Here is a 15,523-nt window from a genome sequence, read left to right as displayed (position 1 = left end):
GGCCTGTGTTCACTTAGAACACAGGCCTTTTTTCGTTTTATGGGATGAGGAACATAAACAATGCGAGTTTTAAAATTTGGTGGGTCTTCGCTTGCCGACTATGCATGCTTACAACAGGTAGCTCAGCTAGTTAAAGCACAATTAAAAGATGAAATGCTTTTGGTACTTTCTGCTCCAGGTGGAATGACCGATTCGCTAGTTGCACTTGCAAGTGCTGCAGAACAAGGCTCTGACTTTTCGCAGCAATGGCAAGCATTAGTTAGCCGCTGTGAAGGTTTGAAAGCTGACGTTGAAAAAAGTGGTGTAGTAGTTACAAGTTGGCCAAACTTAGGCGAGCTTAAAAATAAACTAGATGGCGTATCACTTATACAATGTTGCCCTGATCAAGTTCGCGCATTTGTAATTAGCTTCGGAGAGCGCGTTAGTGTTTCTTTAATGCAGGCTTTATTGAACTCGCACGATGCAAGATACTTAGAAGCAACAAGCTGTATCGCTTCAACTGGCGGTTATATCGACGCCGAGGCTGATTTAGTAACAAGTAAAGCGCGCTTTCAAGCTGTGCTTAAAGAAAGCCCTGCAACTATCTATATCATGCCTGGTTTTACGGCGAGTAATGATAAAGGTGAGCTTACAACGCTTGGCCGTAATGGCTCAGATTACTCAGCAGCCATTGCAGCAGCATGTTTAGAAGCTGAGATTTGCCAAATTTGGACTGACGTTGATGGTGTATACAGTGCTGATCCTCGTTATATTAAAAAAGCGACTAAAGTAGATTTTTTATCTTATAAAGAAGCGATGGAGCTTTCTTATTTTGGTGCAAAAGTACTTCACCCTAAAACAATTTTACCGTGTGCTAAAGCAGGCGTGCCGTGCGAAATTAAAAATACGCATAACCCAGACGCACAAGGCTCATTAATTGGTAACGATTATTCATCAGATGAGCCAGTAAAAGCGCTTTCGAGCCTACAAGACCTTGCAATGCTAACTGTCTCAGGGCCAGGCATGAAAGGCAAAGTAGGTATGGCGTCTAAGGTATTTAACGCGCTTGCTCACGATAACGTATCAATTGTATTGATCACGCAGTCATCATGCGAATTCAGCATTAGCTTTTGTGTACACGAAACAGACCTAGCACTTGCACTTGATGCGCTACAAACTGCATTTGAACTTGAATTACAAGCAGGGCTTATTGAGCCTGTACAAGTGCAGCGCAATTTAGCCATTGTTACTTTAGTGGGCGACAACATGCGCGCGCACCGTGGCTTAGCGGCTAAGTTTTTTGCATCGCTTGCACAAGCGCAAGTAAATATTGTGGCAATTGCACAGGATTCTACAGAAAGTGCTATTTCAGCAGTAATTGATGGCGAACTTTGTAACGACGCCGTAAAAATATGCCATGAAAACTTTTTCACGCATGTGCCGTCAATTGATGTGTTTTTACTAGGTTGTGGCTTAGTAGGGCAAGAGCTTATTAATCAGCTTGAGCGCCAACAAGCGTGGCTTGAAAAACGTAATATTAAACTCAACTTGTATGGTGTTGCTAACTCTCGCCAATTACACCTTGATAGTGAAGGTATTGCTTTTGGTGATTGGCAGCAAAAATTGGCCTCATCTGAGCAGGCGTTTGATTTAAAACTAGTAGAGCAGTTTGTTAAGCAAAATCATTTAGTAAACCCTGTGCTTGTTGACTGTACGTCGTCGGATGCACTTGCTGCGCAGTATGTAGACTTTTTAAATGCAGGTTTTCATGTGGTTGCTGCCAATAAAAAAGCAACAACAAGCTCATACACGTATTACCAAGATTTAATTGCAGCAACGCAAAAGAATAATCGTAAATTTTTATACGAAACGAACGTTGGTGCAGGCTTACCAGTAATCGACAACTTACAGTCATTATTTGGTGCCGGTGATGAGTTATTAGAGTTTAGCGGTATTTTATCAGGTTCACTTTCGTATATGTTTGGCGCACTTCAAGATGGTTTATCACTTTCTGAGGCAACTATTAAAGCCAAAGAAAGTGGCTTTACTGAGCCAGATCCTCGTGATGATTTATCAGGTACCGATGTAGCACGTAAGTTATTGATCATCGCTCGCGAAGCCGGTATGAAATTAGAGCTAAGCGATATTGAAGTTGAGTCAGTATTACCACCAGGTTTTGCACAAGGTGATAGCGTTGATGAGTTTATGGCAAAACTACCAAGCTTAGATGCTGATTTTAACGACCGTATCAAAAGCGCTGCGAGCGAGGGTAGGGTACTTCGCTATGTAGGCACAATTAAAGAAGGCCACTGTAAAGTAGGTATTGAAGCGGTAGATGCAAAGCATGCGCTTAGTGTCATTCGTGATGGTGAAAACGCACTGGCTATTTTAAGCCAATACTACCAGCCACGTCCGTTTGTAATTCGTGGTTATGGCGCCGGCTCGGAAGTAACAGCCGCGGGTGTATTTGCTGATATTTTAAAAACGTTATCGCGCTAGGAGCTCGTTATGATTGAAGTATATGCTCCGGCGTCTATTGGTAATTTTGCAGTGGGTTTTGATGCACTTGGCGCAGCGCTTGCGCCAATTGATGGCAGTTTGTTAGGTGATGTAGCCGTTGTAAGCGCAGCACCAAGCGACGAATTTATTTGCACAGGCGAGTACGCTCACAAGTTACCAAGTGATGCTAATGAAAATTTAGCGTACCAGTGCTTAGTGCATTTTAGAGCGCATGTTGCGCCTACTATGCCAAGCGTAAAGCTCGAGCTTAAAAAGAACTTACCAATTGGCTCTGGGCTTGGCTCTAGTGCATGTTCGGTCGTGGCTACTTTTGCTGCCCTTGATAAGTTTGCAAAAACTAATTTAAGTCAGGTTGAGCTTATTGAACTGATGGCTGACTTTGAAGCTGTAGTAAGTGGCGGTCGTCATTACGACAACATCACGCCATGTTATTTAGGTGGCTTGCAGTTAACAGGTGATTTAATTCCTGATAAATCGATTGCACTGCCTGTTGATGAAAACTGGTACTACGTTGCTGCGTTTCCTGGTTTTTCACTCAACACTGCAAAAGCGCGCTCTGTTTTACCAAAAGAGTTGAACATGCATGCAAGTGTTGAGTTTGCTCAGCGTTTGTCGGCATTTAGTAGCTTGCTGTTAACTAATCGTTTTGACGATGCGCTAAGCATAATGAAAGATGAAATAGCAGAACCTTACCGCGCACCGCTTATAAAAGGCTTTAGTGAAGCCAAAGCAAGCTTGCCAGCGCTGGGCGCTGAAATAGTCAGTATTTCGGGCGCAGGACCAACCTTATTTAGTGTGTGTAAAACACTTGAAGCTGCACAGCAATGCGCGCAGTGGTTAGAAACCAATTACATTAACGAGCAAGGCTTTTGCCACATTTGTAAATTAGATAACGACGGCACGCGTCAATTAACAGTTTTATAGGATAGGTAGTCATGCAATTACATAATTTAAAAGATAGCTCACAAAAAGTGTCGTTCGTTGAAGCCGTAAAAACAGGTTTGGGTCGTAATCAAGGTGTGTTTTTCCCTGAATCCCTTGCCCCACTGTCCGATGTTGATGCATTGCTTGATATGGACTTTGTTACACGCAGTGGTAAAATATTATCTCACCTAATTGGTGATGAGCTGCCAAGCGACACTGTGACACAAATGGTTAAAAATGCATTTAACTTTCCAGTTAAGCTGGTGGAAGTTGAAGAGAATACATACTGCTTAGAGTTGTTTCATGGTCCTACACTTGCGTTTAAAGACTTTGGTGGTCGCTTTATGGCAGAGTGTTTAACGCAGTTTAACAAAGACGAGAAAGTAACTATTTTAACAGCAACATCGGGCGATACCGGTGCAGCTGTAGCGCATGCTTTTTACAATAAACCAAATATCGATGTTGTTATTTTATACCCTAAAGGCAAAATTTCACTTGCTCAGCAAAAGCTATTTACTACGCTAGGTAACAATATTCATTGTTACGCAGTTGAGGGCAGCTTTGATGATTGCCAAGAGCTAGTTAAAAATGCCTTTTTAGATGAAGAAGTTAAATCAACACTTGGGCTTAACTCAGCTAATTCAATTAATATTAGCCGTTTAGTTGCTCAGGTTTGTTACTACTTTGAAGCCATCGCACAGCTACCAAAAGAAAAACGCGCAACAGCACATATATCAGTACCTAGTGGTAACTTTGGTAATGTGTGTGCCGCAATGATTGGTGCGGTTATTGGTTTACCTGTTGGCAAATTAAGTGCAACAACAAATCAAAATGATACTGTGCCGCGCTTTATGCTTGATAAAAACTGGACGCCAAACGCAACGCTTGAGTCGCTTTCAAATGCGATGGATGTAAGTAAGCCAAACAATTGGCCGCGTGTACAAACAATGTTAGATAATAACTGGTTTAGCTACGATAATTTTTATTCAACAAGCGTAAACGAGCAAGACACGCAAGCCGTGATGAAAAAAATTCAACAAACTGGCTATGTTGCGGAGCCTCATACTGCTATTGCTTACCAAGGTCTTGTTGAAAATCGGGCACCTGGTGCAGCGGGTATCTTTTTAGCGACAGCTCATCCTGCTAAGTTTAAAGAAAGCGTAGAGGGTATTCTAAATATTGAATTAGGTATGCCAAAACCACTTGCTGATGCACTAGCAAAACCATGCCTAGCAAGCGATATGAACGCCGATTACGACGAGTTACGTACCGAAATGCTCGCTAAATTAGGCTAAGTTAAATTAAAAGGAAAAGCGGCTTGAGCCGCTTTTTTTATAACTTTATACGGATGAATACACTTAGTTATATTTACTAATTAAATGTAGTGAATATAATTCATTTAAAATTATTATGGCTTTATAAAAAAATATCATCTTAAAAGAGCTGTGAAATAGTTTCAATCCCTGTTTAAATATCCTCAACTTAAGAGCGTAGGCAAAGAGTCGTTTAAAGCGTACAATAAAGCCTCTAAAAAACACCATACACGTTGCCCTAGGAGACCCCAATGTTAGAACGTAGCATGAATATTTCGGATTTTGATCCAGAGTTATTTGACGCGATAACCAAAGAAACTGCTCGCCAAGAAGAGCATATCGAACTAATCGCTTCAGAAAACTACTGTAGCCCACGCGTACTAGAAGCGCAGGGTTCACAGCTTACAAACAAATACGCAGAAGGTTACCCAGGCAAACGTTATTATGGCGGTTGTGAGCATGTAGATGTTGTTGAGCAATTAGCAATTGACCGTGCTAACGAATTATTTGGTTCTGACTATGCTAACGTACAGCCACATGCTGGTTCGCAAGCAAATGCGGCTGTTTTTCTAGCATTGTTAGATGCAGGCGATACTGTATTAGGTATGAGCTTAGCTCATGGTGGTCACTTAACTCACGGTTCTCACGTAAGCTTCTCTGGTAAGCTTTACAATGCAATTCAATACGGACTAGATGAAGCAACGGGCGAAATTGATTACGCACAAGTTGAAGCGCTAGCACTTGAGCATAAACCAAAAATGATTATTGGTGGTTTCTCAGCGTACTCAGGTATTGTTGATTGGGCTAAGTTCCGTGAAATTGCTGATAAAGTAGGTGCTTACCTGTTTGTTGATATGGCTCACGTTGCCGGCTTAATTGCGGCAGGCGTTTACCCAAGCCCAGTTCCTCATGCACACGTTGTAACAACAACTACGCATAAAACACTTGCAGGCCCTCGTGGTGGTTTAATTATTTCTGCATGTGGCGACGAAGCTATTTACAAAAAGCTTAATAGCGCTGTTTTCCCTGGTGGCCAAGGCGGTCCTTTATGTCATGTTATTGCAGCAAAAGCAGTGGCATTTAAAGAAGCACTTCAACCAGAGTTTAAAGTATACCAAACACAAGTTGTTAAAAACGCAAAAGCAATGGTTGCAGTTATGCAAGAACGTGGCTACAAAATCGTTTCTGACAAAACTGAAAACCACTTATTTTTACTTGATTTAATCGATAAAGATATCACTGGTAAAGATGCGGACGCTGCCCTAGGCAACGCTAACATCACAGTTAATAAAAACTCAGTGCCAAACGATCCACGCTCACCATTTGTAACATCTGGTTTGCGTATTGGTTCTCCTGCAATCACTCGTCGTGGTTTTACAGAAGTAGAGTCAAAAGAGCTTGCTGGCTGGATTTGTGACGTACTAGATAACATCACTGATGAATCTGTACAGGCGCAAGTTAAAGAAAAAGTAAAAGCTATTTGTGCAAAATTACCTGTATACGCTTAATTGCATAAGCAGTAGTAATTTAGATCACAACTGTTTAGTTTTTTGCTAAGATAAAAGGCCGCTATTTAGCGGTCTTTTTTGTTTTAAAACGGAAGTACCGAGTTATGCATTGTCCATTTTGTACCGCAAAAGATACTAAAGTAATTGACTCACGCCTTGTAGGCGGAGGCCATCAAGTTCGCAGACGTCGTGAATGTAATGATTGCCACGAGCGCTTTACTACATTTGAAGGCGCTGAACTGGTTATGCCTCGCGTTGTTAAGCAAGATGGCAGCCGGGAACCGTTTAACGAGGATAAGCTTTTAAATGGCTTAAATCGCGCACTCGAAAAACGCCCAGTGAGTACAGAGCAAGTAGATGAAGTTGTAAATATAATAAAATCACAACTACGCGCAACGGGTGAGCGAGAAATTTCAAGCCATTTGGTGGGCGAATGTATTATGGAAGCACTTAAAAAACTCGATAAAGTTGCGTACGTAAGATTTGCTTCTGTTTATCGCTCGTTTGAAGACATACGCGAATTTGGCGAAGAAATTGCCCGTTTAGGGGAGTAACAATGCAAAGCCAAACTATTTTTACCGAACAAGACGAAATGTATATGGCACGCGCCATAGAACTTGCCAAAAAAGGGCGGTTTACTACAACGCCTAATCCTAATGTTGGCTGTGTATTAGTTAAAAACAATCAAATAATTGGTGAGGGTTTTCATCAATTAGCAGGCCAAGGGCACGCTGAAGTAAACGCGTTAGCTATGGGGGGCAACAGTGCACAAGGCGCTACCGCTTATGTAACGCTCGAACCTTGTAGTCATTATGGGCGTACGCCACCGTGTGCTGAAGGCTTAAAAAAGGCAGGCGTAGTAAAAGTAATTGCTGCTATGGTTGATACAAATCCACAAGTTGCAGGCAAAGGCCTTAAAATACTGAGCGACGCCGGTATTGACGTTGCTTATGGATTACTTGAATCACAAGCTCGCGCACTTAACGTTGGCTTTTTTAAGCGAATGGAACAAGGCTTACCTTATGTGACCTGTAAAATGGCAGCAAGCATAGATGGTAAAACAGCGCTTAAAAATGGGCAAAGTAAGTGGATCACAAGTTCCGCAGCTCGCCAAGATGTACAGTTATACCGAGCGCAAAGCTGCGCTATTTTAACCGGTGCCGATACCGTGTTAGTAGACGATGCTAAACTTAATGTGCGACTAAGCGAGTTGCCTTGCACGTTACCTACCGATTTACCGCTTCGCCAGCCCGTGCGTGTTATAATTGACTCTCAAAATCGCTTAACACCTGACCTTGCTTTATTTAAAATCCAAAGTGATGTAATTATATTTACGACTAAGGTTGATAAATCCCTGCAATGGCCGCATTTTGTAAAGCATATTGAAGTAAGTGAAAGTAACGGTAAAGTTGATTTACAGGCTGTTTTAGAAAAGCTTGGGCAACTGCAGTTTAATAATGTTTGGCTTGAGAGCGGAGCAACACTTGCTGGTAAAATGACAGAGCTTGATTTAGTTGACGAGTTTGTTTTTTATTTGGCGCCTAAATTAATGGGCCATGATGCAAAAAGTTTAGTTAATTTTCCTGAATTGACGAGTATGCAAAACACCGTTAATTTAACATTTAATGAATGTGCGCGCATTGGTGACGATTTACGTATCACCGCGTTAAAAGCTCATTAAAACCACTTAATAAAAAAGAGTAGCGCTATGTTTACTGGAATAATAGAAGCCACAGGCAAAATTGCTTTATTACAAAAAAAACAAGGCGACTTAGCTATTCGCATTCAAAGTGCTGATCTTGATATGAAAGATGTAAAGCTAGGCGACAGCATTGCAACCAATGGTGTTTGCTTAACCGTAGTTGATAAACATATTGACGGCTTTAGTGCTGATTTATCTAACGAGACGATTGGTTTAACCGGTTTTGCTCACTATGCTTTAGGGCAAACGGTTAATCTTGAAAAAGCCATGCAACCAGTTTCGCGTTTGGGCGGTCATTTAGTATCTGGCCATGTTGATGGCATTGCGACTATCACAAGTATTGCAGCAAATGCGCGAGCAACAGAATATTGGCTTACAACCGACGAAAATTTAATGAAATACATTCCGTACAAAGGTTCGGTATGTATTGATGGTATAAGCCTGACAGTAAACGCTGTAGAGGGCAATAAATTCAAATTAACAATTGTCCCACACACGAGTGAGCAGACCACAATTGCTCATTTTAAAGTAGGTACTCAAGTTAATTTAGAAGTCGATCAAATTGCACGTTATTTAGAGCGCCTTATAAAAGGTGCAGAGCAACCAACGGGCTCTGATATTTCGATGAGCTTACTCGCAAAAGCGGGTTTTATTAAATAACGAAACTGATAACTTACACGAGCAAATTTATGAATTTACACAGCGCACAAGAAATCATCGATGATATTAAAGCCGGTAAAATGGTTATTTTAATGGATGATGAAGATAGAGAAAATGAAGGCGATTTAATAATAGCTGCTGAGCATATTAGCGCTGAAGCGATTAACTTCATGGCGACTCATGGCCGTGGTTTAATTTGTTTAACCATGACACAAGATCGTTGTGAGCAACTTGATTTACCGTTAATGGTTAAAAACAATGGTGCTGCATTTTCGACTAACTTTACAATGTCGATAGAAGCATCAAAAGGTGTTACAACCGGTATTTCTGCTGCTGATAGAGCGCGCACAGTGCAAGCGGCTATAGCAAAAGGCGCAGTGCCAACTGATATTGTTCAGCCTGGTCATATTTTTCCAATTATGGCACAACCTGGTGGCGTATTAACTCGCGCAGGACATACTGAAGCTGGCTGTGATTTAGCACGTTTAGCTGGGCTTGAAGCATCATCAGTTATTGTTGAAATACTCAATGCTGACGGCACCATGGCGCGTCGCCCTGATTTAGAAGTGTTTGCTAAAGAGCACGATATTAAAATTGGTACTATTGCTGATTTAATTGAATACCGTAACTTAAATGAAACGACAATTGAGCAAGTTGCAAAATGTAAGTTGCCTACTGTTCACGGTGAGTTTGATTTAGTGACTTACAAAGACACAATTGACGGCCAATTACATTACGTATTGCTTAATGGCGACATAAAAGAGCAAGAACCGACAAATGTACGTGTACATTTGCAAAGCACTTTTAACGATATCCTACTTTCAGACAGAAGTGCTGACCGCAGCTGGGGCCTTTCTGAAGCAATGGCCTATATTGCTAAAAATGAAGGTGCTTTAGTTATTTTAGGTAAGCAAGAAAGCACTGAAGAGTTAGAGGCAACTGTAAAAGCATTTGCAGCAGCTGATGTTGGCGAAAGCGTTACGCCACGTAAATTCAAAGGTACATCTCGTACTGTTGGCGTAGGTTCGCAAATACTTGCAGATCTGGGAATTAAACAGATGCGTTTAATGAGTCGTCCTAAAAAGTATCATGCACTTTCGGGCTTTCATTTAGAAGTTGTTGATTACATTGAGCCACAATAAGCATCACGCTTAAACTAGGCTATTATTTTATTTTTATGGTATGATGCGCAGCAATTTTTGCGCAATCGCAACCGCTTGAACTTATTTTTAGGGTTATCAAATGAAAATTATTGAAGGTAGTAAGTACGCTCCAGGCAAGAAATTTGCCATTGTCATTTCTCGTTTTAATGACTTTATTGGCAGCAGCCTCCTTGCAGGTGCTGTTGATGAGCTAAAACGCACTGGCGGCGTATCTGATGACGACATTACCGTTATTTATGTACCAGGCGCGGTAGAATTACCTTTAGCGGCTAAACGCGTTGCGGCAAAAAAAGAGTATGATGCAATCATCGCATTAGGCGTAGTGATCAGAGGTGGTACACCACACTTTGACCTAGTTGCTGGCGAATCAAACAAAGGTCTTGCGCAAGTATCACTTGAGTATGATATCCCGGTTGCATTTGGCGTATTAACCACAGAAAGCATTGAACAAGCAATTGAGCGTGCTGGCACCAAAATGGGCAATAAAGGCGGCGAAGCTGCTTTAGGCGCGCTTGAAATGGTTAATGTGTTAGATAAAATTTAAGTTTAAGGAATTTTTGTGAAACCAGCAGCAAGACGTAAAGCACGTATCTTAGCACTCCAAGCCGTTTATTCTTGGCAAATAAGTGGCAATTTAATTGCCGATATCGAACAACAAATGTTGATCGAAACAGACGTTACTAAAATTGATGTTGAATACTTTAAAGACCTAGCGACAGGTGTTGCTGTAAATTACAAGCAACTAGATGAAGCTGTATCGCCACATTTAACACGTCCGTTTAATGACTTAGATATGGTTGAGCGCGCAATTTTACGTTTAAGCAGCTATGAACTTAAGTTCCGCGACGATGTACCTTATAAAGTTGCTATCAACGAAGGTATCGAGCTGGCCAAAATATTTGGCGCTGAAGACAGCCATAAATTTGTAAACGGTGTACTTGATAAAGCTGTTAAGCATTTACGCAAGTAAGTAACCGTTAAAGAGGGGAGCCGGCATAGGCCGGCTTTTTTGTGTATGAAGGAATTTGAATTAATTAACCGCTACTTTAAAGGTCGCGGGATCACCCGTCGTGATGTAAACCTAGGTATAGGGGATGATTGCGCTTTAGTAACCGTTCCACAAAACTGCCAACTTGCCGTTACAACAGATACTCTTGTTGCTGGCGTACACTTTTTTGATGATATTTCCCCTCGTGCATTAGGCCACAGAGCGCTTGCTGTTAATTTAAGTGATTTAGCGGCCATGGGCGCTGAGCCAACGTGGGTTTCAGTTGCGTTAACCTTGCCAAGTATTGACCCAAAGTGGATTGAAGAGTTTACTGAAGGCATGCATGAAATTGCAGAATACTTTAATGTGCAAATTATAGGTGGCGATACTACTCAGGGTCCATTAACTATCACTATTTGTGCAAAAGGGACTGTACCAGAAGGGACTGCACTTCGCCGTAGTGGTGCGAAAGTGGGTGATTGGATTTATGTTACAGGTCCGCTAGGTGACGCTGGACTTGCAATTGAGTCTCGCAAACAAGGTATAAGTATTGAGCCAGAGCATTTAAAGTACTTAAATAAGCGCTTTGACTTTCCAACACCGCGTGTTGCTGCTGGGCAGGTATTGCGAGGCCTTGCATCATCGGCTATTGATGTATCGGACGGTTTAATCGCTGATTTAAGTCATATACTTGATATGTCGCAAGTAAATGCAGTTGTGAATATTGAAAGTATTCCGACTTCAGATGCAATGCAAGCAAGCCTTGATTTTAATCAGCAGCTGCCATTTATTCTAAGTTACGGTGATGATTACGAATTGATTTTTACTGTACCTGATAGCAATAAAAGTATGCTAGATATAAAACTGCGTCAATATGGTGTAGATGCAACATGCATAGGCCAAATTAAAAGTGGCGATGGTCAAATTGAACTTTTACACAACGGTGAAAAGTTTGATTTTAAGCAGCAAGGTTTTGAGCATTTTGCAAAGGAGCTGGTTTGAACAAAAACCGAAAGTTTAATCTAAAGCGCCCACATCAGTTTTTTGGTTTGGGTTTTGGTACTGGGTTAGCCCCTAAAGCACCTGGTACATTTGGCACTTTTGCTGCACTGCCATTCATTCTTATGACTATGTATTATCCGCTATGGTTGCAAATTGTGTTTGCCGTAGTGATCAGTATATTTGGTATATGGGCCTGCGGTAAAACGGCTGATGATTTAGGCGTGCACGACCATCCTGCTATTGTATGGGATGAAGTGGCAGGTTATTACATTACAATGATTGGTGCAGCACTTAGCTGGCAAACATTACTCGTTGGTTTTTTGTTATTTCGCTTTTTTGATATAGCAAAACCTGGCCCAATCCGTATGCTAGACAAACGAGTACATGGTGGTTTAGGTATTATGGCCGATGATATACTTGCGGGCGTTTTTTCGCTTATATGCTTACAGGCGCTAATAAAAGTGGGTTTACTACCCTTTTAATTTTTTATATTTGATTTGTTTAACTAGGTGGCAGCAATATGATGCGATTTTTACTGGTTTGTGTACTGATGTTGTGCGCGACACCAAGTTGGGCTTCAATTAGTGATTACGTAGTTAAGCAATGGAATATAAAAGATGGTCTACCTTCGCAATCACTTAAAAGCGTAGTACAAGACCAGCAAGGCTATATGTGGCTTGGTACTCAGTTTGGCTTAAGCCGTTTTGATGGCACAACATTTACAAACTACAACACGCAAAATAGCCCGTTCTTGCCTAGTAATGGTATTAATAAACTTTTAGTCGATTCTAGTGGCTTATTATGGGTAGGTACTAAAAGTGGCTTGGTAGTTATTAATCCTGCCACATTTGCAGCACAAGAGTTTAATATTAAAGGTCCAGTAAGAGATATTCTTGAGGACTCCAAAGGCAGCATATGGATTGCGGCTAATGGTTTATACTATGTAGATAGAGGGCAAGTTGATTTACGCACTCAAGTAAATGGCCCCCTACCTATTGTTAATGCTACCGTAATTACCCAAATTGTTGGCTCTGTTAGCCAAATGGCACTCTCTCCAGAAGGTATTTGGCTAGTTAATGATCGTCATTTATTACGCCTTACTAAAAACTCATCAGATTTCTCTAAACTACGTTTAGAGCTTACCGCTAAAATATCGTTACCAGAGCGCTTAGCGCAAACCATAGTGCACGATTTATCATTCTTAAACGGTAATTTGTATATAGCCTCTGAGCTAGGTGCATACTTTTTAGATTTAGATGACGAACTAAGACCTTTTCCTTTACCAAATGCAAATAACTCAGCCGTTTATAAGTTTATGAGTGATACCGATGGTGGCTTATGGGTTTCGACTTATGGACGTTTATTATTTAGAGATAAAACCGGTGAGTGGCAATGGGTAGAACCAAGCCAACTTGATCAAAGCATATGGTTTGCTGATATTTTTAGAGATGATAAAAATAACGTTTGGTTAGCAAGTTTTAGTGAAGGCTTATGGCTTGCCCATGAAGGGCGGGTAGAAAGGCATTCAGCAGTTTCAGATATGACCGAGTCTGTTATGGCTATTAGCCAAGCTCCAGATGGAAAACTGTGGGTTGCTAACAAAAGCGGCATTGGTTATTTCGATTTAGATAAAAGTTTTATTAATTTAGTTCCAAGTAGTAAATATGGATACGCGTCAGTACACGATCTACAATTCGATGGTGAGCGATTATATATAGCCACGGGGCGCGGCTTATTTGTTTTTGAAAACAAGACACTTTATACCGTCCCTGGTCGAGCGCTTCGCGATAACCCGGTATTTGCAATAAGTCGCTCTAGTAAAGGCGGTTTTTGGATTGGTACCGGACGCGGTTTATATCGATTAAATTATGCTGGTTTAACGCCTTTTGCATATAACGCTTTTTTAGGTAGTAAGTTTATTACCTACGTATTGGATAAAACAAACTTTGGTGTGATTGGTACTAGTAAAGGCGCATATTACTTTACAGACCGTGGCATTGAAAAAATTGGTGACCAAACAACACTTGAAAGTGCATACGTAACTAGCGTGCTACATATAGATGGCGTGGGTATTTTAATCGGCTCTCTTAACGATGGGCTTTTTTACAGAAGTACGCAAGGGCAGTGGCGTCAACTCGATGCAGCTAATGGTTTACCGTATGGGTCTATATTTAGCCTAGAATATGATGAAAAGTTAAAACATGTTTGGGTAAGCACCATGAAAGGTGTTTACAGAATGCCTGTAGAGCAATTTAAAACAGAGATAAAAAGCTTAAAAGTTGAAGAAGTGATTTCATCTTTTGACCGTCAACTCGATGGTAAAGCGAATCAATGTTGTAGTGGACTTGGGCATGATGCGGTAGCAGACACCGGCAATTCTATTTGGTACCCAAGCTTACAAGGTGTTGTTGAAATACCTAAAAATGTAGAGCTATTTGGTGTGCTTGCATTAAAGCCAACAATAGAAACAATAACAACACCACTTCGTCATTTAACCACCGCTGCGCTTGGTAAAAAACCATCATTAGAAACAGACGAGCGTGATATAACGCTAACTTACACAGCTATTGATTATTATGCACCAAACAGTATTGAATTTAGATATAAACTAAGTGGCTTAGATAGTGACTGGCGCTATGCTAATACGCGACGTGAAGCTATTTATACTAACTTGCCTCCAGGCTCGTTTTTGTTTCAATTAGAAGCGAAGCGCCAAGGTGAAGACTGGACTAAAGCGCAAGAAGTAGAATACGGTTTTGTAGTGCCTGAGCGCTTTGACGAAACTATTTACTTTAGGCTTTTAATTACCAGTGGCTTTATTTTGCTTTTCTACCTTATTTTTTGGGTGTTTAGAGCGCAAGAGCGTAGAAAACAAGAAGCATTAGAGGGCTTGATCACCGAGCGTACCTTAGAGCTTCGTCAAGCTAATGATAAATTAGGCCAAGTGAATTCACAGCTTAAATTAGTTAGTCACTCAGATGAGTTAACAGGGCTGCGTAGCCGTCGCTTTTTGTTTGATCAACTCCCTAAAGATATTGAACACTTTCAACGTAATTCACAATCGCTGCAGGCACAAGGCAAGTCACTGGTGCTGGTAATTATTAACTTTGATAATTTCAGCCGTATCAATGATGCCTATGGCCCAATTGCAGGTGATAGCTGCTTACAGCAAATGGCTGCATTATTAAATTCGCGTACGCAGGGCTCTGACTATGTGGCACGTTGGAGTGGTGATGAGTTTTTACTATTATTACGTGATTTTAAATGCAATAAAATAGACAGCTATGCTTCAGATCTTTGTAAAGTAATAGCGGCTAATTTATTCCAATTACCAAATGGAAAAACAACTAATATCACGGCATCAATTGGTTGGTCATTTTATCCATTACCACTTTTGGGTGGGCAGGTAATTAGCTGGGAAACATCTATTAACCTAGCTGATATTTCACTACACCAAGTTAAAAAGCGCGGTGGTGATGGTGTTGCAAATATTACGTTTGATGATCAGCTTGATGCATTTGAGTTTGAACAAAATTCTAACGTTGATCAACAATTAGGTATTTTACAAAGCAATGGCCTAGCTGATATTAAAGTGTGGATGCGCTGATCAGCAATATTTGATATTAAAAAAGGAGCCTAGGCTCCTAATGCCGATCAGTTAAGAAAATGACCGGTTGACCGATCCAAACGATCATGCAAAATCCGTAGTTAGGAAACTAACTACGGATTTTTTTGTGAATATAGAACAAGCACTGCAAGCAACA

General features: G+C 40.9%; 13 protein-coding genes. All 13 read left to right on the top strand.

The annotated features are described in order from the left end of the window. The first annotated feature begins 60 nt into the window (after positions 1–60). The 13 genes from thrA (at position 61) to I6F48_RS07965 (ending at position 15,366) form a co-directional block, all read left to right on the top strand. The gene (gene thrA, locus I6F48_RS08025; RefSeq protein WP_165722047.1) at positions 61–2,478 is read left to right on the top strand and encodes a bifunctional aspartate kinase/homoserine dehydrogenase I; all 2,418 of its coding nucleotides are present in this window, start codon (positions 61–63) and stop codon (positions 2,476–2,478) included. A 9-nt stretch (positions 2,479–2,487) separates the two neighbouring features. Beyond that, positions 2,488–3,423 (top strand): homoserine kinase, encoded by a 936-nt coding sequence (gene thrB, locus I6F48_RS08020; protein ID WP_165741379.1) that lies wholly within the window; start codon positions 2,488–2,490, stop codon positions 3,421–3,423. An 11-nt stretch (positions 3,424–3,434) separates the two neighbouring features. After that, positions 3,435–4,718, top strand: coding sequence for a threonine synthase (gene thrC / locus I6F48_RS08015; protein WP_165741378.1), 1,284 nt, complete (start codon positions 3,435–3,437; stop codon positions 4,716–4,718). A gap of 269 nt (positions 4,719–4,987) precedes the next feature. Further along, on the top strand, positions 4,988–6,244 hold the full coding sequence (glyA, locus tag I6F48_RS08010) for a serine hydroxymethyltransferase (protein WP_165727306.1): 1,257 nt from the start codon (positions 4,988–4,990) through the stop codon (positions 6,242–6,244). 104 nt (positions 6,245–6,348) lie between these two features. Further along, positions 6,349–6,798 carry a transcriptional regulator NrdR gene (gene nrdR, locus I6F48_RS08005; protein ID WP_006794272.1) on the top strand — a complete coding sequence of 150 codons (450 nt, stop codon included), beginning with the start codon at positions 6,349–6,351 and terminating at the stop codon, positions 6,796–6,798. A 2-nt stretch (positions 6,799–6,800) separates the two neighbouring features. Beyond that, positions 6,801–7,925, top strand: a complete 1,125-nt coding sequence (gene ribD / locus I6F48_RS08000; protein WP_165727307.1) for a bifunctional diaminohydroxyphosphoribosylaminopyrimidine deaminase/5-amino-6-(5-phosphoribosylamino)uracil reductase RibD — start codon at positions 6,801–6,803, stop codon at positions 7,923–7,925. A gap of 27 nt (positions 7,926–7,952) precedes the next feature. Continuing rightward, positions 7,953–8,606, top strand: a complete 654-nt coding sequence (locus I6F48_RS07995; RefSeq protein WP_166419234.1) for a riboflavin synthase — start codon at positions 7,953–7,955, stop codon at positions 8,604–8,606. A 29-nt stretch (positions 8,607–8,635) separates the two neighbouring features. After that, entirely contained in the window at positions 8,636–9,748 is a 1,113-nt protein-coding gene (gene ribBA, locus I6F48_RS07990; RefSeq protein ID WP_165739809.1) for a bifunctional 3,4-dihydroxy-2-butanone-4-phosphate synthase/GTP cyclohydrolase II, read from the top strand. Between the two features lie 100 nt (positions 9,749–9,848). Then, the gene (gene ribH, locus I6F48_RS07985) at positions 9,849–10,313 is read left to right on the top strand and encodes a 6,7-dimethyl-8-ribityllumazine synthase (protein ID WP_007587130.1); all 465 of its coding nucleotides are present in this window, start codon (positions 9,849–9,851) and stop codon (positions 10,311–10,313) included. A gap of 15 nt (positions 10,314–10,328) precedes the next feature. Then, on the top strand, positions 10,329–10,739 hold the full coding sequence (gene nusB, locus I6F48_RS07980; protein ID WP_024599862.1) for a transcription antitermination factor NusB: 411 nt from the start codon (positions 10,329–10,331) through the stop codon (positions 10,737–10,739). A gap of 45 nt (positions 10,740–10,784) precedes the next feature. Further along, on the top strand, positions 10,785–11,759 hold the full coding sequence (thiL, locus tag I6F48_RS07975) for a thiamine-phosphate kinase (protein ID WP_165739811.1): 975 nt from the start codon (positions 10,785–10,787) through the stop codon (positions 11,757–11,759). Beyond that, positions 11,756–12,241: a phosphatidylglycerophosphatase A family protein gene (locus tag I6F48_RS07970; RefSeq protein ID WP_197119210.1), complete on the top strand. Its 486-nt coding sequence runs from the start codon at positions 11,756–11,758 to the stop codon at positions 12,239–12,241. The genes thiL and I6F48_RS07970 overlap by 4 nt, the downstream gene beginning before the upstream one ends. A gap of 38 nt (positions 12,242–12,279) precedes the next feature. Further along, positions 12,280–15,366: a ligand-binding sensor domain-containing diguanylate cyclase gene (locus I6F48_RS07965; RefSeq protein ID WP_024589765.1), complete on the top strand. Its 3,087-nt coding sequence runs from the start codon at positions 12,280–12,282 to the stop codon at positions 15,364–15,366. Positions 15,367–15,523: the final 157 nt, after the last annotated feature.

The sequence above is a fragment of the Pseudoalteromonas sp. SWYJ118 genome (assembly GCF_015864505.1).
GTDB classification, from domain to species: domain Bacteria; phylum Pseudomonadota; class Gammaproteobacteria; order Enterobacterales; family Alteromonadaceae; genus Pseudoalteromonas; species Pseudoalteromonas arctica.
This window is presented reverse-complemented; position numbering and strand designations above follow the sequence as displayed.

Bases quoted from the DNA above. Each gene is read 5' to 3' on its own strand.
- thrC (WP_165741378.1), top strand. From the start codon at position 3,435: ATGCAATTACATAATTTAAAAGATAGCTCACAAAAAGTGTCGTTCGTT.
- thrB (WP_165741379.1), top strand. From the start codon at position 2,488: ATGATTGAAGTATATGCTCCGGCGTCTATTGGTAATTTTGCAGTGGGT.
- ribD (WP_165727307.1), top strand. From the start codon at position 6,801: ATGCAAAGCCAAACTATTTTTACCGAACAAGACGAAATGTATATGGCA.
- ribBA (WP_165739809.1), top strand. From the start codon at position 8,636: ATGAATTTACACAGCGCACAAGAAATCATCGATGATATTAAAGCCGGT.
- I6F48_RS07995 (WP_166419234.1), top strand. From the start codon at position 7,953: ATGTTTACTGGAATAATAGAAGCCACAGGCAAAATTGCTTTATTACAA.
- I6F48_RS07965 (WP_024589765.1), top strand. From the start codon at position 12,280: ATGATGCGATTTTTACTGGTTTGTGTACTGATGTTGTGCGCGACACCA.
- thiL (WP_165739811.1), top strand. From the start codon at position 10,785: ATGAAGGAATTTGAATTAATTAACCGCTACTTTAAAGGTCGCGGGATC.
- nrdR (WP_006794272.1), top strand. From the start codon at position 6,349: ATGCATTGTCCATTTTGTACCGCAAAAGATACTAAAGTAATTGACTCA.
- ribH (WP_007587130.1), top strand. From the start codon at position 9,849: ATGAAAATTATTGAAGGTAGTAAGTACGCTCCAGGCAAGAAATTTGCC.
- thrA (WP_165722047.1), top strand. From the start codon at position 61: ATGCGAGTTTTAAAATTTGGTGGGTCTTCGCTTGCCGACTATGCATGC.
- glyA (WP_165727306.1), top strand. From the start codon at position 4,988: ATGTTAGAACGTAGCATGAATATTTCGGATTTTGATCCAGAGTTATTT.